This window comes from Prodigiosinella confusarubida, from assembly GCF_002847015.1.
GTDB classification, from domain to species: Bacteria; Pseudomonadota; Gammaproteobacteria; order Enterobacterales; family Enterobacteriaceae; genus Prodigiosinella; species Prodigiosinella aquatilis.
In genome coordinates, this window is the sequence record NZ_CP025085.1 from 4,319,501 (window position 1) to 4,339,452 (window position 19,952).

Here is a 19,952-nt window from a genome sequence, read left to right on the forward strand (position 1 = left end):
GCAACGCTCCAAATACTTCACGTGGATATACTCACTTTCTTGCCGTACTGATTAAAACGCACCGGTGGTAACAGCCAGGTTTGCGCCGCATCAATAACCTGCTCGACCCGTTCACTGTCCATGATACGGATAATCCGCTGGAGGTAATAATCCTCCCCTTCGCCCAATATCATCCGGTTTCCCTGCCAGGCATCCAGCAGTTTGAGCCGGGCTTTTTGCCGAATATCTTCATCTGACGACAGACGGTCAGCTTCGCGATCATAAACTTCCGTCAACCAGGCACTACCTGACCGATTAAGCAATAACAGAGGCTTATTCATTCCCTGTTGATACCCGTCGACCATCACTGCCAGGAATTCCCGCGCCTGCTCTCTACTCAAAGCCGGGAAGCGCCAACCGGTATCCTGACTACCATAGCTACGGCTCTCTCCCTGTCCGCCCATCAGGCAATAGGCCAAATGTTCCAGCCACAACATCATGCCGTCTTTCATCGCCAACTTGCCGGGGCGCCAGCGTAACAAACCATCATGCTGAACCTGCGTCAGCCAGCCTGTTATCCGTACGCCATCCAACTCGATATCCAGTTCCTGACTACCGAGCGGGTCAGGTCGCCACTCTTCACGCACCTTGGCGGCCAGTTGGCCCATTTCTTCCTGCTGAGTCTGCCAATACAGTTGACCGAAAGCACCGTAAGGTAACTCTCCTGCCGCCCGGACATGCTGATACAAACGTTCAGCATCGCCACCATTAATCAAGGCATTGAGCAGTTGAATATTCATCTGATAACGGTTCAGACCATCAACCTGAAAAGGTTCCTCCTCCTGCATGTCACTTCCTTCCAGCAGGAAACTCACCCCCAGACGCATCTGGAAGAACGCTTTTATCGGATGGCGGTAAAAGCGACTTAAATCATCCAAGGTTATCTCGCGATACGTTTCATGCGGTAAAGGATGATCAAAAATCGGCTGACTTTCTCCCTGACGGCCTGCCGCCGCCAGCCATTCCGCCGCAAAACTTTGCGGAACCGGATCCGGGATAAAATTGGCGGTATCGAACGGCATCCGTGAATGTTCATGCCACAAATGTGCTATTACCCTGTCTGCACTGGCATCAATATCCAGATCCTCGTCACCGGGCAGATAATGGCTTTGGGCAATATAGTCCATCAGTTCACTGACCAGCACAGATGGAAAACGCCGGGTGTTATCCTGTATTGAACGTCCGATAAAACTGATATAGAGACGCTGTTGAGCAGAAAGCAACGCTTCCAGAAACAGATAACGATCATCATCACGGCGACTACGATCCCCCCGACGAACCGGCCGGGTCATTAAATCAAAACCTAATTGCGGGAGTGTTCGCGGATAGACGCCGTCATTCATACCCAGCAGGCAGACGACATTAAAGGGGATAGAACGCATCGGCATCAGGGTACAAAAGTTAATTGCCCCGGCGAGAAAACGCTGACTCAAACGCGCCTGATCAAGCTTTCTGGCCAGTTCATCCCGCAACAACGTGATAGGAACCACCTCGGGGTAACGGGACTGCTCTCCCATATTGATAATCTTTTGCCACTGTTCTTCGATCAGTGTTAACGCGGCTTCGGTATCATCATCCGGTTTAAAGAAGGTCTCCAATAATTGACGACACAGCGGTTGCCATGCCTGTATTTCACGGGTTTGACGCAAACATTCCCGCCACCGGCTAAGCTGCATCAACAGTTCGGCCAATTGCCCAGCCAGTTCGGCTATCAAACCACTGGATTCATCGTAGGGTAATACGCCTTGCCAGTCTCCTGACTGGCTATCCATCGCATAACCGAGCAACATCCGTGTCAGGCCGAAACGCCAGGTATGCTGACCAGTGGCAGGCAGGTTCAGATCTCGAACGTTATCATCGTCCAACCCCCAGCGAATACCCGACTCGGCCACCCACAGCCGCAACCGCCGCAGACCGTCTTCATCAATGCCAAAACGCGCTGCCAACGCCGGGACCTCCAGCAACGCCAGCACCTGTTCCGCAGTGAAACGGCTGTCAGGAAGCTCCAGCAACGAGAGCACCGCCTGTAAGGCCGGATGTGCATGGCGAGCTCGCTGGTCTGATATAGAGAAAGGCAAGTAGCGCTCTTCAGGCGCATTCCCGAATACCGCCTGAATAAACGGGGAGTAGCTGTCAATATCCGCCACCATCACAATGATGTCCCGTGGCATCAATTCAGGATGGTCCGCCATCATTGCCAGCAATTGATCATGCAGGACCTCAACTTCGCGCTGGGGGCTATGGCAGGCATGCAGAGAAACCGAGTAATCATCGGGCAACAGTTGTCGCTTCTGACGGCTGTTTTCCAATGTCGTCTGATCGGTGGCAATTACGCTGTGATTTTCCAGATCAAGAATATCGTGCTGAAGAGTCGAAAGCAGGTTATGGGCATCGATATCCACGAACGCATCAATACTGCGCACCTCATCCAGTTGTTCCAGCAAATAGAGATGATCACGCCCCAGCTTGCCCCATGAGGCAAGTAACGGATTTCCCACGCTCGACTCGCCACTCGCCTTGAATAAGGATTCAGCCTGATTGGGCTGACGAAACAGAGGCCGACTCATCGTCGTTATCTGGCTGTTTTGATACAGCAACCGTTGTCGACGCTTTAGTTTGGCCAGAAAGGTTTCATCCTGAATATCACTCCAGTAATCCCGGCATGGGTTGGTAAACAAGAGATGGACATCAATATGCTGCCCCAATGCCCGCAACGCCTGCAAATAAATAGGGGGAAGCGCCGAAATACCGCAGATAAATACTCGCACAGGTAATCCCGGCGGGCATGCGTCGGCACGCGCCAGAAGACCGATAAAACGTTCATAAAGACTGGCATGATGCCATCGCGGTTGTCCCAATTGATGAGTGTAATCCACCAGCGCACGCCAGAGAGGAGACTGCCACTGTTGCGCATCGCCGATGTCTGCTACCCATTCATTCTGTTGCCAGCACGTTATCCAGTCAGGACGATAAATCAGATACTGATCGAACAGATCGGCAATACGCCCGGCCAACTGGTGCAGTTTGCGTTTGTCAGCATCTTCTTGTAGATAGTGCGCCAACAGGGTGAACGCCGGATCCTCCAGATGTTGTGGCAGCAAATGCATCAGCTTCCAGGCCATGGCATCTTTACTGAAGGCACTCTCTGGCGGAATATCCGGCATCAGAAGACGATACATCTCCCACAGAAACACGCCTGGTAAAGGGAATCGGATATTGGCGGCAATGTTGAAACTGTTTGCCAACTCTATCTGCAACCACTGCGCCATACCTGGACTCTGAACCAAAATCACTTCCTGCTGGAAGGGATTACTCAACGGTTGCCTCGCGATCAACGCTGCCGCTACGTCTTTTAAAAGATCCAGCCGATTTGAATGATAAACCGTGAACATCCTGACTCCTGACCATCCACTGCCATTTAAGGTGTAGTTTGCGTCTGCACGCCCAAAGAATCTTCCGCTACGATACGGCAAAACCAACGGGTAAGTACGGCCCGGTAACGATAAGGAGTTACTGTGGTTACCGTCACGCTATGACACGCCGTGGTACGGACTTGCTCTGTCAGTGTCATTGACCACCCTGACGGCAATGAGATGACCCGCACCTCTTCCCCGGCGGCTGAACCATAAACATCTAGCTGCTGATGTGCGAATCGCCAGGCCTGACGCTGCTGCCATTGATGCTGTAACAACTGTTGAAGCACCTGATGATATTGCAATAATCCAGCCAGCGAAACTGCAAACAACAAAGCCGCAACCAGTGTTTCCGGTAAACTGAACCCTTGCTGCGCCGACGCCAATCCGCTATCACTCACTGGCACACTGACTCTCCTGCGATTCAGGGCAGGAATCAAACCATCCCTGAGCTAATGGGCGCAAGACCAGACCAGTGGCTGAAGCCAGGCTTTCCACCCGGTGATAGAGCAATAACGGTGTGGTCTGTGACGAAAACGCGCCTTCACCCCGCAGAATGCCACGGCCATTTTCCGGCGAAAGTCGCAGACAAACCCGCAGTATTTCCGCAGATAACCGCTGACACTGCCAGTCGCTTTGGTCTCCCTGCCACTCGAGACTTAACCCCCAACTCAGTGACGAAAGCGCTCGATTGAACGCCCGCCAATATTGTTGTTCATCGCTCCCTATTTGCACCGTCGCATCTAGTTGCCGCTGTAATCCTCCCAACAGCAACAATCCGATCATTAACAGTAACATCACCATCAACAATGAGCTGCTTCCGACCTGACTATCCTTTTTCATCATTTAGCCTCACGACCAGACGGCCAACCTGCTGCTTAATCTCAGGTCGTCGCGACCAATATCCCGCCAGTTGTATCGTATAGCGCGCGTTGTCTCCGCCGCTTTGCGGCAGAACCTGAAACTGCGTTATCGTTACCTCATCGGGGTCGAGAAGTTTTTCCCAGCGTTCGCCCTGACATAAGCTTCTACCGGTTTGAACCTCCAGCGCGCCGGAACGTAAGCGGTAACTAAAAAATTCCGCCTCCGGCTGATCAGTCTCATCCCATTGTCCATTACGATTAACGTCGTAAGCCACCGTCAGGCAGTTTTGCGCCGGGTTTACCGTATCCGGGATGAGGGTTAATGCGCTCCCGTTACAGGTACCAGCACAGAAACCGGCCCGGCGGATGTCTTTTTCAATGCTGAATAATGCCTGACTGAGAAGCTGCTCCAGCCGGAAATAATGCGCGCTATTCTGACTCTGAGCGCGCAGCACCGGATAAATCTGTGCTGTAGAAAGTATAATCAAACTACTCAAACCGAGAGCCACCATCATTTCCAACAGGGTAAAACCGCTTTGCCCGCACTGATTATGGTTATGGTTGTTCAGCATACAGAAATCGCCAGCACCGGTTGGGATTCGCTGCAAAGCCGTAATCGCCCCCGAACCGAAATGACCAATCGCACGCGCCCTGCGGGATTAGACAGTGTCAAATGTCCGGATTGCGCTGTATTGCGAAATCCATAAAATAAAAATTGATCTGCCGTTGTTTCTGCCAAATCAATGTGCTCCGCTGAGCGAGTGTGATACTTGGAGCTATCTGGCGGGCAGACCGGCATTTCCGGGCCACTGCCAACACACCAGCGATCCCCGCTCTGTTTGATCCAAACCGAATATGTTTCATTATGCCAATAGGCATTAGCCTGAATGCGGGCAATAAAGCTCAGCAGTTGCCGAGCGCCTTGTTCCAGTATTAATGCCTGACGATATCCCAGCCAGCTGTGTAATCCACCCCCGGCCAATAATCCCACGATTGTCATTACCATTAATAATTCAGGCAGGGTAAACCCCTGCTGCCATCCTTTGCGTTTTTTCATACTCACAGTGTAGAGGACGAAGACCGGAGCGACAGAACGGCATATTGCTTTTTCAAAGCAGTACGCAATGTTTTTCTGCAAACAGGTAACGGTGGAATAGTGGTGCGTAATTGTCTGGAAAAAAACGTGAAAAAACCGCCCTAAAGGCGGTTCAGATGGGCACAGCTGGATTAGATGGCAACAGGTGCTTTGATGGCGGGATGCGGATCATATCCTTCAATATCAAAATCTTCAAAACGATAGTCAAACAGTGAAGCCGGACGACGTTTGATCACCAGTTTTGGCAGTGGACGTGGCTCACGACCAAGTTGAAGATGTGTCTGATCCATATGGTTGTTGTAGAGATGAGTATCACCCCCGGTCCAGACAAAATCACCGACCGCCAGGTCACACTGCTGGGCCACCATATGAACCAATAAAGCATAACTGGCAATATTGAAAGGCAGGCCAAGAAATATGTCACAAGAACGCTGGTATAACTGACAGGACAGTTTTCCGTCAGCCACATAGAACTGAAAAAAGGCATGACACGGCGCCAACGCCATCTGATCCAGCTCACCAACATTCCAGGCCGATACGATAATACGGCGAGAATCCGGATCCTGTTTCAGTTGGGTCAGCACGTTTGTCAACTGGTCTATATGGCGACCATCCGCCGCCCCCCATGAACGCCACTGCTTGCCATATACAGGGCCGAGGTCGCCGTTGTCATCGGCCCATTCATCCCAGATAGTGACACTATTATCATGCAGGTAGCCCACATTGGTATCCCCATTCAGAAACCACAGGAGCTCATGAATGATAGAGCGTAGATGGCAACGTTTGGTCGTCACCAACGGGAAGCCGTCCTGCAGATTGAAACGCATCTGATGACCAAAAATCGACAGTGTACCTGTGCCAGTGCGATCGTTCTTCGGCGTCCCTTCATCAAGCACTTTTTTCATCAATTCCAGATACTGTTTCATACAACCTCGTCTAAAGATTAATAATCGCCGTTATTGTTTTGCAGACTGATGCCGATACGCCCATATCATCATCAGAATCCCCACCAGCACCATGGGAATGGACAGAATTTGCCCCATACTGATAATGCCGTCGAACAACCCCAGTTGAGCATCCGGCTGACGGAAAAATTCGACAAAAATACGGAAAAGTCCGTACCCGATCAAAAATAGACCGGAGACACTCCCCATCGGACGTGGTTTGCGGATAAAAGTATTCAGAATGATAAACAGCACCACACCTTCCAGCAGCATCTCATATATTTGCGAAGGATGGCGGGGCAATAGGCCATACTGATTAAAAATCGCCTGCCATTTGGGGTTAGTAGCGGCCAACGCCATATCTTCACTATGGGAACCAGGAAACAGCATTGCCCAAGGCGTATCTGTCGTGACGCGTCCCCATAATTCACCATTGATAAAGTTACCCAAACGCCCGGCACCCAAGCCAAACGGAATCAATGGCGCGATAAAATCCGCAACCTGAAAGAAGTTGCGTTTGGTACGGTGAGCAAACCACAACATCACCGTAATAACCCCTATCAGCCCACCGTGAAAAGACATCCCCCCATCCCATACCTTAAATAGGTAGAGCGGATTCGCGATGAACAAAGGGAAAGCATAAAACAACACATAACCTAAACGACCACCAACAAACACACCGAGAAAACCAAAATAGAGCAGGTTTTCAACTTCATCTTTCGTCCAACCGCTTCCTGGCTTGTTTGCCCGGCGTACAGCCAGCCACATAGCGAAGACAAAGCCGACTAAATACATCAATCCATACCAGTGCAGCGAGACTGGCCCAATAGAAAAGATCACCGGATCAAACTTGGGAAATACCAAATAGTTCGTCGTCATCGATCACCACATCTCGTTGTTTTGTCCCTGATTACGGGGTTTTTGATAGACAGGAGGAAGAAACGACATTCTTCCACACACTGCGGTTGCGCATCATAACATAGCGCACCAGGACAAGCGGCTCAGTTGCAGGAAAAGATCTGTAAAATATGGATTCAGTTAAAGATGGCTAAGCTAAAAAACGAGCTTGATAAAACCGTGCCGACAGACGCCGCATCTTCACATCCCCCCTAATATGAAAATATCAGGTAATGATTAACGGCCACCGCGAATCAACCCTCCCAGGCCACGCTCTTCAATGAAGATCGAGGCCCACTGCCGCACTTCGCTGGCCGTTTGTGCTTTCAACACTTTACTCGCCAGCAGTTGCGCCTCTTCTTGCTCGATATGTCGCAATAAGTATTTCACGCGCGCCACACTGCGCCCGTTCATACTCAGAGTCCGGTAGCCCAACCCCATCAGCAATAACGCGCCCATCGGCTCTCCCGCCATTTCACCGCACACAGAAACCGGCAGGCTATAGCGCTGACAAGCGGTAATGATCATGTGTAATGCCTGCAACATGGCCGGATGAAGGCTGTCATACAGCGATGCCACATGAGGATTATTGCGATCAACGGCCAACAGATACTGCGTTAAATCATTGGTTCCCACCGAAACAAAATCAATACGCGCAGATAGATGCGGTAGCAGGAACAGCACTGACGGGACTTCAATCATGATACCGATACGGGGTCGAGGTTGCAGGAAGCCCAGCATCTCTTCCACTTCTCTGGCGGCCTGGTCAATCAGCCTTCGGGCCTCATCGATTTCATCCAGACTGTTAATCATCGGCAGTAAAATATTCAAGTTGCCAATATAAGCGTTGGCACGCAGCATCGCCCGCACCTGAATCAGGAATATTTCAGGCTGATCGAGTGTGACACGAATCCCACGCCAGCCAAGGCAAGGATTCTCTTCACTAATGGGCAAATACGGTAGCTGTTTATCAGCACCGATATCTAACGTACGCAGCATAACCGGGCGCGAAGGATAGAGACGCAGCATTCCTTCATATTGTGCCATCTGCTCATCTTCTGATGGGAAACCGTTCTGTAGCATAAACGGAATTTCAGTACGATATAGCCCGACACCATCAACCTGATTAATAAAGTGTTTTTCATGCTCGGCACTTAACCCGGCATTCAACATCACGTTTACCCGTTCGCCACTTTTCAACATGGCAGGACGGTCCATATCATCTTCAGTCAACCGGGTCAGTTCATCTTCCTCACTGATAAGTCGCTGGTATTCCTGAATCAGCACGGGTTCCGGATCTACCAGCAGTTCGCCGCGATAACCATCCAGAATCAACATACGCTGATGTAGCAATTCTGGTTGTATATCAGCGCCCATCAACGTCGGAATCCCCATCGCCCGCACCAGGATAGCCGCATGAGAGTTGGCCGCACCATCATAAACCACCACGCCAGCCAACCGTTCCGCCGGAAGTTCAGCCAGCAGCGTCGCTGTCAGTTCATCAGCGACCAGAATAAAGCGCTCCGGCCACTGCGAAATACTTTGGGCATTATCATCAAGGTGAAACAGTAAACGTTGGCCCAACGCCCGTAAATCCCCAGCCCGCTCGCGCAAGTAGGTATCCTTCAGGACAACAAATTGCTCGGCAAAGCGTTCAATAACGACTTTGACTGCCCATTCCGCCGCGTTACCCTCCCCCACTTCCTGAAACAACTCTCGCTTCAAGCGGGCGTCATTCAATAAATGAGAATAGAGATCAAAAATAGCCGCGCTTTCTTTCTGTGCACCCGCGGTGAAACGTTTACTGAAGCGACGGAACTCGGCGGTAGCCTCTTCAATAGCCAAGAGTAAACGGGAACGTTCCCGTTCGGTATCCAAAGTAGAGGTGGGGAAAACCTGATCCAGCGAAGGTTGGCTACAATCTTGCCAGCCCGGAGCAATCGCCACGCCAGAAGAGGCAGCCAATGCCTTTATACGGGTCTGCCGATATTGTCCAAATAACGCTTTCATTTGTGACTGTGACAGAATAGCCGCCATCTGAGTGGCCAGCGTCACCATAAAAGATTCTTCATTCATGTCAAACTGGCGGTGCTCACACTGCTGAACAACCAGAACACCCAACAGTTGACGGCGATGAATTATTGGCACACCCAGGAAGGAGCGAAAACGCTGTTCTTTAACCGCAGGAATGAATTTGAAACTGGGGTGGCTTTGCGCATCCGCCAAATTGATAGGTTCAGCCCGCTGCCCCACCAAACCAACAATACCTTGACCAAAAGCCAACGTAATAGTGCGACCCCGAGGCTTTTTCAACCCCCGGGTCGCCATCAGGTAATAACATTGGCGATCATGATCGGCCAGATAAATGGAACAGACCTCGGTATCCATCGCCAGACAGGTTTCATTGACCAAAATATCCAGCGCATCATTCAGTTGAGCTGTAGCCGCGACTTTCTCGATAATTTCTCGCAAACGCGTGAGCATGATGTACTGAATTATCCTCTTTTTCGTCTGGAACCTGATGACATCCGGGCAGCAGTATTCTCCTGTAACTGTATAACTGGAGTGATAAACTCCTTCATCACCCGCCGATAAACATCCCGTTTAAAAGAAACCACCTGACGTACCGGATACCAGTAGCTCACCCAACGCCAACCATCAAACTCAGGTGTGCTACTGCTTTGCATATTGATATCTGATTCATTACACATTAACTGTAGCAGAAACCATTTTTGCTTTTGCCCGATACAGACTGGTTTTGTATCCCAACGCACCAAACGTTTTGGCAATTTATAACGAAACCAGCTACGGGTGAAAGCCAAGATACGGACATCTTTCTTCCGCAAACCAACTTCTTCGAACAGTTCACGGAACATCGCCTGTTCTGCACTTTCACCTGGGTTAATCCCACCCTGGGGAAACTGCCAGGAGTGCTGACCGTAGCGACGAGCCCAGAGAACTTGCCCCTGCCGATTACAAATCACAATTCCAACATTCGGGCGGTAGCCATCATCATCGATCACCGGACTACCTCAATAAACGTAAAATGCAAAGATAAGCTGATTGTTTCACACTCCCGCCAGACGGTAAACCACCGCTTAACATCGTTGACTTTATAATAAAATCTCGGTAACTCACAGATAAGATCAAAGTTATAAACATACAAAGCGTCATTGTATCGGTTTATTCACTTTTTCTGTGGACATCTTTGTGAAGAACATCATGAAAAAGTGAGTAAAACTTCTTTCTCTTGCAGAAGTACTTTCGGTTAAAATTTAAAATAGCTTTTTAATTTCATGATGTTATTTCTATCCTCTACCACATTTATACCCGTGTATAACCTGACAAAAAAAACGGATCACTAAAATCGGTGAAATATCACGCTACGGACATTTTATCCACAGACGCTGAGGTAATATCAAACAAAAAACCGGCAAAACCAGCAAAAAAAGCGGCCGTCAAGGCTGTAAATGGAACCAGTGATCCCAACTTATTCCACTTATCCCAAAAAACTGTGGATAACATGGTGTGCAATCCTGTTCATTCCCGGTGTCTTACCGTGCACAAGTTAATAGTGATATGCTGAGTGATAAATATCATCAAGAAAAAATCCAGCAGAATCATGTTATTATTATTCTTATTCATGGTTAGCGTTATCTATTTTCTACTATCGCCGCTGAGTGTGCTTTTTTTAATCAAAATCAGGTAATGGTATGTATTCACCTTCGATCCACAACATCCCACCAGAGAATGAGCAGGAGTTGCTGCAACGTGCCCGTGCGCTGGCAGGTTATAACCTGGCAGAACTGGCAAACATGGCCCAACTGCCGATACCTGCCGATCTGAAACACGATAAAGGGTGGACCGGCGTTCTGTTGGAACGTTTTCTGGGAGCCAGTGCGGGCAGTAAGCCTGAACCGGATTTTCCACAGATAGGGATAGAATTGAAAACCATTCCCGTGGATGAAACCGGGCGGCCATTGGAAACGACCTTCGTTTGCGTGGCACCGCTAACTGGCAACAGTGGCGTTACCTGGGAAAACAGCCACGTGCGCTATAAACTGGCGCGAGTGTTGTGGATTCCGGTTGAAGGTGCGCGTCATATTCCGCTGGCCGAACGCCGTATTGGTGCACCATTATTATGGAGTCCCAGTGCAGAAGAAGAAGAAAAACTGAAACAAGACTGGGAAGAACTAATGGATCTTATCGTACTGGGCAAGGTAGAAAGCATTACTGCACGGCATGGTGAAGTGCTGCAACTGCGCCCCAAAGCGGCTAATAGCCGGGCATTGACAGAAGCCATCGGCGAGTATGGTCAGCCGATTATGACACTGCCTCGTGGTTTTTATTTAAAAAAAGCATTTACCGCCCCGCTGCTGGCTCGTCACTTTTTACTCTGATTTGTCACGCATTATATTGCCTCCAGACTAACCGGGCAGCCTATAATTATCGTTTACGTTTTATTTAAAGGTGCAATGTTACAATGTTCAATTGGATTGCGGATCCCAACGCCTGGTTGGCGTTAGGTACACTCACCATCCTGGAAGTTGTTTTGGGTATCGACAACATTATTTTCCTTTCTCTGGTTGTCGCAAAACTCCCAAAAGCGCGGCAAAACAAGGCCCGTCGCATCGGTTTGCTTGGGGCGATGTTAATGCGCCTCGGACTATTGGCCTCCATCGCCTGGGTTATCCGGCTGACAAACCCACTGTTTACCGTAATGGGAAATGTAATCTCCTGCCGTGACCTGATTTTGCTCTCCGGGGGACTGTTCCTGCTATGGAAATCCAGCAAAGAAATTCATGAAACCATTGAGGGAGGATCAGAAGATCACGCTTCAATGGTGTACTCGTTTTGTGGCGCCATCGTGCAGATTATGATGCTCGATATTATCTTCAGTCTGGATTCGGTGATCACCGCAGTCGGCCTGTCTGACCATCTGTTTATCATGATGTCTGCAGTCGTGATCTCCGTTGGGGTAATGATGTTCTCTGCCCGTCCTATCGGTGAATTCGTGGAGCGTCACCCTTCAGTGAAAATGCTGGCCCTCGCCTTCCTGATTCTGGTGGGATTCACTCTGATACTAGAGGGTTTCGACATCCATGTGCCGAAGGGTTACATCTATTTCGCCATGTTTTTCTCAATGTCGGTAGAAGCGCTAAATCTGGTGCGTGGTAAAAAGTCGGATAAAGCCGTCTGAATAACACGGGGAAACGGGTGGACATACTCGTTTTCCTGACATATTTTTTTCTAAATATCAGTTATTTTCTTCCATTAATCCTAATTAAATCATCAAATCTCTTTGGTAAACTGGTCGAATAACCTTCAGTTTTTTTGCTGTTAACAACAGGTACACCACCATGAACGTTTGGATGAAAACGGCGCTCACTCTGGCATTAATTACTCAGCTCTCCGGCTGTGCAAGTGACTACGTCATTGCCACACAGGAAGGCCAGATGCTGTTAACCAAAGGCAAACCCACATTGGATAAAAACACCGGGATGCTCAGTTATACTGATGAAAATGGCAACCATCACCAGATTAACCGCAACAAAATCTCCCAGATTATTGAACGCTAACAGCCACCGCTCCCTGGTCCGATACGCTAGATTACACGTAAAGACGCTTTCCCCTCTGACGAGGCTTGGTTATAGTCAGACTGAGGTGCCTTGACGAGCACCTGCTCCTCTCAGACAAAAAGGAAGCTGGCAATGCAATATCACCGTATTCCCCACAGTTCTTTAGAAGTCAGTGTGCTGGGTCTCGGCACGATGACATTTGGTGAACAAAACAGTGAATCTGAAGCCCATGCCCAATTGGATCACGCCATTGCCGCTGGGGTTAATCTGATTGATGCTGCTGAAATGTATCCTGTTCCTCCACGCCCGGAAACCCAGGGACTGACCGAACGTTATATCGGCTCCTGGCTGAAAAGCCGTGGTGGACGTGAAAAACTCATCATAGCGACTAAAGTCGCAGGCCCGACACGTGGTAACGATAATGGCATTCGCCCGCAGCAAGCACTGGATCGTAAAAATATCCGTGATGCGCTGAATGACAGCCTGACACGGCTAAATACGGATTACGTTGATCTGTACCAGTTACACTGGCCGCAGCGGCAAACCAACTGTTTCGGCAAGCTGAGCTACCAATACAGTGATGAAAAACCGACGGTAACATTACTGGAAACACTGGAAGCCCTGAATGAGCAGGTACGGGCGGGTAAAATCCGCTATGTCGGCGTATCCAATGAAACACCATGGGGTGTGATGCGCTACCTGCAACTGGCGGAAAAGCATGACCTGCCACGCATTGTATCGATCCAAAACCCGTACAATCTGCTCAACCGCAGCTTTGAGATAGGTCTGGCAGAAATCAGTCAGCATGAGGGGGTGGAGCTATTGGCCTACTCAGGTCTGGCGTTTGGTACTCTGACTGGCAAGTATCTTAATGGCGCTAAACCGGCCAGAGCACGTAATACTCTGTTCAGTCGCTTTGTCCGTTATTCCGCCCCACATACTCAGCATGCCATTGCCGAATATGTCGCATTGGCACAGAAATATAGCCTCGATCCGGCACAAATGGCACTGGCATTTATCCGCCAACAGCCCTTTGTCGCGACAACACTGCTGGGAGCGACATCAATTGAGCAACTGCAAATCAACCTTGCCAGCCAGGATCTGACATTAAGTGCAGAATTACTGGCCGAACTGGAGGCGATCCACCGTCGTTTCACCATTCCGGCACCTTGATCTTTATCGGCTTACCATGCAGCATCGCCTCTTACAGAGACGATGCTGCATCTGCCGTCAGAACGCCATACTGAACTGCACTCTGGCACTGTCATCCTTTACATTGGCCGCACGATCTCCCTGATATTCAAGTAATAAATGCATATCTCGACTAAAATCCGCTTTCACGCCAGCGCGAAGAAGAGTCAGGTTCTCTGCCGGTTGCAAACCTTCCACCTCGTACTGATCTCCCCCCTGAACAAACTGGAGTTGCATCTGGTGGTTAGCCTCCTCAGTCATACGGTGCTGATATCCCACATCGCCGTAGAGCGAGATCGGTACGCTGGACAAAGGTTGGATTTCCATCCGCAAACCCGCTGTTGTAAACGCGGCTTCGCTGGTTTCCTTGTCAAAAACCAGCGCGGCACGATTGCCGGTTTCTTGCCCACGCGGGCTTTGCAACCATACATAGGCAGCATTGCCATAGGGCTCAAAGCTGACAATATCAAAAAAGCTGAACCGGTGGCTGGCTTCAACAAATCCCTGTGCCAGATTGGCGTGATAATCTGCTTCCGCCACTCCATTCAGCCCAGCAACAGTAATATCCCGCTGACTATCCAGAGTCAGATAGCTATAACTGATCCCGGAATGCAGATCGAGGGCTAATGTGTGACCAGAGAGATATCCCGCAATATGATAAGCAGTTACATCAGCGCGAGAGGCACGATCATCCATGGTAATCTGACCTTTTTCCGCACCGATGGCGAACCCCATGACCCCCTGTTTACCTATCCGGCCACCATTCCCTATCAACAAGCCGTAGCCATCATGCTTCACCCCTGCCCTGGGGCCTTCACTATCCTGGTGCCCATCATAGGTCCAGGTGTTTAACCAAGGGTGTTCCGCCATACCAGCAGTACGCATGGTACTGTTCAGTGCATCACGCACATACCGACTGTTTTGTATCAATGCACTGCGGGATGTCGCGAAAAATTCTCCGTTGAGATTATCGAACGCACGTTGCGCCGACCCCACATCCTGTAAATCAGCAATGGCGCTAAATACCGGGCCACCAGACTGACTTTCGATAGCGTTTGCCACCGCTTTCTGATTACTGCCCAATGCCACATCACTGAACAACACATTATTTCGTGTTACATCAATGAAAGCGTTTTGTGCGCCATAACCAAGCTTATCCGTTAAAAACAGCGCGCTATTGGCTGCTTCCAGATTATCAAACGAACCAGAAAGGGTTCCACCCACCTCTAGCAGGGTAAAGTGATCGCCTAAATGCCCGACATTCTGGTTCACCACTTTCAGCGTCCCTGCCAGGACGGCATTGTTTGTCACGATGAGCTTATCTGTATTCCCTTGTGAATCAATCTCATACTCATACACCGACCCGGGGTTAAACAGCACATTCCCCACGGTCAATGTCCCGATAGAGTTACCGGGAGAGAGGGTACCATTACTCTGGACAACCACCGAGCCCTTGACCGTTCCGTGTCCGCCCAGTACGGCACCAGACTCCACCCAGACACTACCCGCCAGACTACCACTGCCGCCGGCCACTTTGCCGACCACCAACTTGCCGCCTTCGATCACGGTAGGCCCCGCAAACGTATCATTCCCAGTCAGATACAGGGTTCCAGTTCCTTGTTTGCGCAAGCCGACATCAAGCTGAAACAACGTACTACTACTGACATCGTGCTTCACCTGAGCGATATCATTACTCCAGGTACTGTCGAAACCTTGCGTATTGACGGAGTACAGCGCGTATTTGCCACCAAACTGACCGTCATTCAGATCGCTGTCGGTCAAACGTTTGGCATTCAGCGCCCCCGGACCTTGTACTGCCTTATAGGCGTTCACAATGCCTTGACCAAACAATGCTTCATAATCGTTTTGGGAAAGTACCGTAATACTCTGATCGGTCGCGGCCGCTAGAATGACTTCTTTTACTCGCTCATCCGCCACGGAAGGTATTTGAATTTTCACTGATTTGATCAATGCCGTCATTTCCTCATCGCTAAACGTAATCCCCGTTCTGGTGGAATAGACCTTGATGGTAACGCCAGTAAGTTGCTGGGAATCGTCAAAATCTTGACGGAGCAGAACTACCGCTTTCGGCAAGTTTGCGCCGGTAAGCCGCGTGGCAGTAGAAAGCAAGACATCGGCGAGTTGTTTGCCGCTCATGTAAGGAAACGCTTCGCTGACCAGCGCCGCAACACCGGAAACATAAGGTGCGGCAAAAGAGGTCCCATTGGTTGTCACATAGCTGTTATTTTCAGAAGTGGTGTTAATACCCACTCCTGGTGCTAGCAGGCTGTAATCTGAAGCGCCCTGCGCCAGATTGCTGAACGTGGCGATAAACGCGGCACTGGTACTTGCCTGGGTAGGATCATACGCCATCACGTTGAGCCAGTTATTGGCAATATTATCCTGAAAACCAGTGGTATCCAGTAATGTGGGGAATGCAGAAAGGAGTGACGGTGTTAAATGACCATCATTACCGGCAGAAAACACCATCAGTTGCCCTTGATTGGCCAGCGTTTCCCCTAAAGACTGGAATATCGGGATTATGGTATCGGTCAGTTCAGCCTGGGTATCAGAACCATAAGAAGCGATTTCGTCATAATACAGACTGAAACCCCAGCTGTTGTTGATGATTTTGACATCCGGGTGTGCTGCCATCGTCTGCATCGCTTGTGCTAGCGCCAGCGTGCTGGCATCGGTACCCAATGGCAACAAATTCGCGTTATAGGCAATACCATGAATGCCGATGTTATTTTTGGCTGCTCCGATAACACCCGCCACCCAGAAACCGTGATCATTACCATCGTTTGGATCACTGATCCATTGCGCACCGGAATCTATTCTGCCTTGAAATTCATCGCCAGTTAAATCTGCATTTCTGTCAATAATACCGACGGTCACTCCGGCTCCGGTATAACCTAACGCATAGGCTTCAGCAGCATGTATGGAATCCAGTGCTGCACCATTGCGCATATATTCCATAGTGCGGAAATCCTCTGCGGTAGCCGCAAAAACAGAATTAACCGAAAACGTAATAACGGCCGTGAGTAATAGCCAACAAATTAATTTTAAATCACTTCGCTGGTTTTCAAGTGGTTTCCAAATATATCTAGAATAGGATCCTGATATTTCATTAAAATGATTAAAAAACGATTTATTAATTTTCATACATACATTCACCCTGGCAATTAAAAAACATGTAGTTTTCCTGGCGAAAAGTGTTTATTCCTATTCGCGTCATCGAAATACCATCGTGCTTGTCATTTGCTGTGCAAGGGTTAATACATAATTCAATTAATGGGTTGATATACTTGTCACTTTTCGAGTTTCAACTGCATTGATGGCGCACAATTACTTGGCCCATCGCTGGGTCTGTTGTCGCAAACAGCGGCCACACTGGCTTCCGGCAGATTTATCACCCAAACGCTTATTTGAGTAAACTCATCGGGATTCCTTCACGTGCCACCTGCCACCAACTCGAAATCTATTAGGTATATACACACTAAAAAATGGACGAGATTCTATTCCACTCATCATGAGTGATATCAGAAAATATCATTATTATTAAAGACACATAAATTATGTAAAGGTGATGCTTAATTTAAAATTCATTCATTGAATTATAACTAATCACAAAGCTACCAACAAAAACACTCAACTTATTAAAAATAACAACTTACAAAAAAATGAGAATCTCTTATCGAAATGATTACATTAAAAAATGAACAAAAAAAGCTATTTATTTTATTTTTTCATGACGAAATATGAACAAAGAAACAAAATGACATCAATATTAATGCCATCAAAAAATCGCAGTTATTTTCAACAATGGATTATTATTAAAGGAGAAGGTGTTTTAAGAAACAGGGGTGGGTATAATTTGGAAAAAGAATAATAAAAAGACGAGAAATAAAAAACCTCGTCTTTTTCAAAAGAAGGCTATTTAATTGACTGTAAAAGAGTCTGGCGCTGTTTTTCCAATGCGGTTACGCGGCTACATACATCATGCCCAAAGCGCTGAAAATCCATTTCTTGATTGTTCCATTCACTCTGAATCGCTTTCTGTAACCCCCCCAGATTCCCCATTATCGCCTGCAATGGATTACTACCGCCATTGGACATCTGCTTAACACCCATTTCATTCAGACTATCCTGCAACACCCCACCCAGACTGTTCTGCACAATCTGACGACCGTCCTGTTCTACCTGCTTAATCGCGTTGTGATGGAACGTCAGACCGTCGCTACGGTGCTCAATAATACGCTCCATCTGCTGTTTTAACTGTGTATCCAGCGCAGTCAAGCGTTTACGCACACCACTGTCACTACCCAGTTCTTGCACAATCACTTTATCCAGTGCCTGATTTGCTTTCTCCAGATGTTGCTCTGCACCGTTATCAATCCACGGAAGCTGCTCGCGCAGTGCCGCCTGATACGATTTTGCCTGCTGGCGCTGGGAAGCATTAAGGGATAGCGGTACTCCGTTTTGTATCACATCTCCTTGCGGGGAAAACTGTAAATCACCGCTAGCGCCCACCACCTTAACACTCTGCGGGCTAATGATGATGTCATCCTGAGGTTGGACACTACACTGATAGCTCGCCTGGGCTTGCCAGGCAAACAACATCAATATACCAAGGGTCATTCTACGCAACATATCTTTCTCCTGAAAAAACAGCGCTAAAAGCGGCAACAGGCGTCATCTCCGGCCTGAAAGACAAGAGATGACCGACAGATAGAAAGGCAGGATTAAGCGAGGTTGGCAGGCAAATCCCACCAAATATCAAACAGATCACTAACGCTTACTTCTGTCAACTGATGATCTTTCAGCCAGCTCATCACCTGTTGGCGATGTTCATCTGTGCAGTTACCTTGCTTTTGCAGGCAAATCAGCCCTTCCCATTGCAGATAACCACTACCTTCAAATGCCAGGCCATTTGGTTCAATTACGTCGTCCACAAATTGATCCAGTATACGATCGATCCCATTAACATCGGTCCCTTCGGCGAAGCGCCAGTTTACTGAGAAACCAAATTCCTTAAATTCGTCAATATGCATTTTTTTGCGTAAACGACGGCTACGATTCTTTGCCATTAGTTCATCCTCTCAAACATAAGATCCCAGACACCATGCCCCAAACGCTGGCCACGTGCTTCAAATTTCGTTAACGGCCGGGAAGCTGGCCGCGGTACATAGTCATTATTCTCGGCAAGATTGCGATAACCAGTGACTGAACTCATCACTTCGAGCATATGTTCTGCATAAGGTTCCCAATCGGTCGCCATATGAAATACACCGCCGACCTTAAGCTTACGCAACACCAACTCCACAAACGGCACCTGCACAATACGCCGTTTATTATGTCGTGCCTTATGCCACGGATCGGGGAAGAACAACTGCACCATCGACAGGGAGCCATCAGGAATCATTTTTTCCAGCACTTCTACCGCGTCATGACACATGACGTGCAAATTGCCGAGATTGGCATCCTGAGCTGAAGACAGACAGGCCCCCACACCAGGCCGATGGACTTCTATTCCTAAAAAATTCTGCTCTGGATGCTGCTCTGCCATCGTCACCAGCGAAGCGCCCATCCCAAAGCCGATTTCCAGCACTACTGGTGCATCACGCCCGAACAACTGGGTAAAATCCAGTGCTTCATCCTGGTATTCCACGCCCATCACTGGCCAAAAGTTATCCAGCGCTTGTTGTTGCCCTTTCGTCAGGCGTCCCTGGCGGCGAACAAAACTGCGAATCCTGCGCAGCGGACGCCCGTTTTCATCAAATTCCGGGGAGATGACATTATTAATCATAGTGCGTTATGTGAGTCCGATTTCATTAAGGAAACGCGCATTATGCAAGGATACCGGTGTTTGGCAAGTAGACAGCGTCGGAAAGTTCCGGTTTACAGCGCATTCACTCTGTGCTGGAATC

Annotated in this window: 17 protein-coding genes; 4 read left to right on the plus strand and 13 right to left on the minus strand. The window is 48.9% G+C overall.

Going from position 1 to position 19,952, the window contains the following annotated elements:
* Window positions 1-17: 17 nt before the first annotated feature.
* From recC to rppH, 9 genes are all read right to left on the minus strand, one after another.
* Window positions 18-3,431, minus strand: a complete 3,414-nt coding sequence (recC, locus tag CWC46_RS19635; RefSeq protein WP_021014846.1) for an exodeoxyribonuclease V subunit gamma — start codon at window positions 3,429-3,431, stop codon at window positions 18-20.
* Between the two features lie 26 nt (window positions 3,432-3,457).
* Entirely contained in the window at window positions 3,458-3,859 is a 402-nt protein-coding gene (locus CWC46_RS19640) for a prepilin-type N-terminal cleavage/methylation domain-containing protein (protein ID WP_021014845.1), read from the minus strand.
* The gene (locus CWC46_RS19645; protein WP_333782986.1) at window positions 3,846-4,298 is read right to left on the minus strand and encodes a DUF2509 family protein; all 453 of its coding nucleotides are present in this window, start codon (window positions 4,296-4,298) and stop codon (window positions 3,846-3,848) included. Before CWC46_RS19645 ends, CWC46_RS19640 begins: the two co-directional genes overlap by 14 nt.
* Window positions 4,282-4,887: a prepilin peptidase-dependent protein gene (locus CWC46_RS19650; RefSeq protein WP_021014843.1), complete on the minus strand. Its 606-nt coding sequence runs from the start codon at window positions 4,885-4,887 to the stop codon at window positions 4,282-4,284. Before CWC46_RS19650 ends, CWC46_RS19645 begins: the two co-directional genes overlap by 17 nt.
* The gene (locus CWC46_RS19655; protein ID WP_021014842.1) at window positions 4,881-5,372 is read right to left on the minus strand and encodes a prepilin peptidase-dependent protein; all 492 of its coding nucleotides are present in this window, start codon (window positions 5,370-5,372) and stop codon (window positions 4,881-4,883) included. The genes CWC46_RS19650 and CWC46_RS19655 overlap by 7 nt, the downstream gene beginning before the upstream one ends.
* Before the next feature lie 170 nt (window positions 5,373-5,542).
* Window positions 5,543-6,337 (minus strand): thymidylate synthase, encoded by a 795-nt coding sequence (thyA, locus tag CWC46_RS19660; protein WP_021014841.1) that lies wholly within the window; start codon window positions 6,335-6,337, stop codon window positions 5,543-5,545.
* 30 nt (window positions 6,338-6,367) lie between these two features.
* Window positions 6,368-7,234 carry a prolipoprotein diacylglyceryl transferase gene (lgt, locus tag CWC46_RS19665; protein WP_021014840.1) on the minus strand — a complete coding sequence of 289 codons (867 nt, stop codon included), beginning with the start codon at window positions 7,232-7,234 and terminating at the stop codon, window positions 6,368-6,370.
* 255 nt (window positions 7,235-7,489) lie between these two features.
* A complete protein-coding gene (ptsP, locus tag CWC46_RS19670) occupies window positions 7,490-9,736 on the minus strand; it encodes a phosphoenolpyruvate--protein phosphotransferase (RefSeq protein ID WP_021014839.1) in 2,247 nt (748 codons plus the stop codon).
* Window positions 9,737-9,747: 11 nt separating this feature from the next.
* A complete protein-coding gene (gene rppH, locus CWC46_RS19675) occupies window positions 9,748-10,275 on the minus strand; it encodes an RNA pyrophosphohydrolase (RefSeq protein WP_021014838.1) in 528 nt (175 codons plus the stop codon).
* Window positions 10,276-10,965: 690 nt separating this feature from the next.
* Here rppH and mutH point away from each other — a divergent pair.
* From mutH to CWC46_RS19695, 4 genes are all read left to right on the plus strand, one after another.
* On the plus strand, window positions 10,966-11,652 hold the full coding sequence (mutH, locus tag CWC46_RS19680) for a DNA mismatch repair endonuclease MutH (RefSeq protein WP_021014836.1): 687 nt from the start codon (window positions 10,966-10,968) through the stop codon (window positions 11,650-11,652).
* A gap of 83 nt (window positions 11,653-11,735) precedes the next feature.
* Window positions 11,736-12,452, plus strand: a complete 717-nt coding sequence (locus CWC46_RS19685) for a TerC family protein (RefSeq protein ID WP_021014835.1) — start codon at window positions 11,736-11,738, stop codon at window positions 12,450-12,452.
* A 160-nt stretch (window positions 12,453-12,612) separates the two neighbouring features.
* The gene (locus CWC46_RS19690; protein ID WP_021014834.1) at window positions 12,613-12,831 is read left to right on the plus strand and encodes a YgdI/YgdR family lipoprotein; all 219 of its coding nucleotides are present in this window, start codon (window positions 12,613-12,615) and stop codon (window positions 12,829-12,831) included.
* A gap of 132 nt (window positions 12,832-12,963) precedes the next feature.
* Complete coding sequence (locus CWC46_RS19695; protein ID WP_021014833.1) at window positions 12,964-14,004, plus strand: NADP(H)-dependent aldo-keto reductase; 1,041 nt, start codon at window positions 12,964-12,966, stop codon at window positions 14,002-14,004.
* A gap of 57 nt (window positions 14,005-14,061) precedes the next feature.
* On the opposite strand, the gene CWC46_RS19700 is transcribed toward CWC46_RS19695, so the two are convergent.
* From CWC46_RS19700 to trmB, 4 genes are all read right to left on the minus strand, one after another.
* Complete coding sequence (locus CWC46_RS19700; protein WP_021014832.1) at window positions 14,062-17,001, minus strand: autotransporter domain-containing protein; 2,940 nt, start codon at window positions 16,999-17,001, stop codon at window positions 14,062-14,064.
* A 957-nt stretch (window positions 17,002-17,958) separates the two neighbouring features.
* Window positions 17,959-18,675: a YggN family protein gene (locus tag CWC46_RS19705; protein WP_021014831.1), complete on the minus strand. Its 717-nt coding sequence runs from the start codon at window positions 18,673-18,675 to the stop codon at window positions 17,959-17,961.
* 92 nt (window positions 18,676-18,767) lie between these two features.
* The gene (locus CWC46_RS19710; protein WP_021014830.1) at window positions 18,768-19,112 is read right to left on the minus strand and encodes a YggL family protein; all 345 of its coding nucleotides are present in this window, start codon (window positions 19,110-19,112) and stop codon (window positions 18,768-18,770) included.
* Window positions 19,112-19,831: a tRNA (guanosine(46)-N7)-methyltransferase TrmB gene (gene trmB, locus CWC46_RS19715; protein ID WP_021014829.1), complete on the minus strand. Its 720-nt coding sequence runs from the start codon at window positions 19,829-19,831 to the stop codon at window positions 19,112-19,114. The genes CWC46_RS19710 and trmB overlap by 1 nt, the downstream gene beginning before the upstream one ends.
* Between the last annotated feature and the right edge of the window lie 121 nt (window positions 19,832-19,952).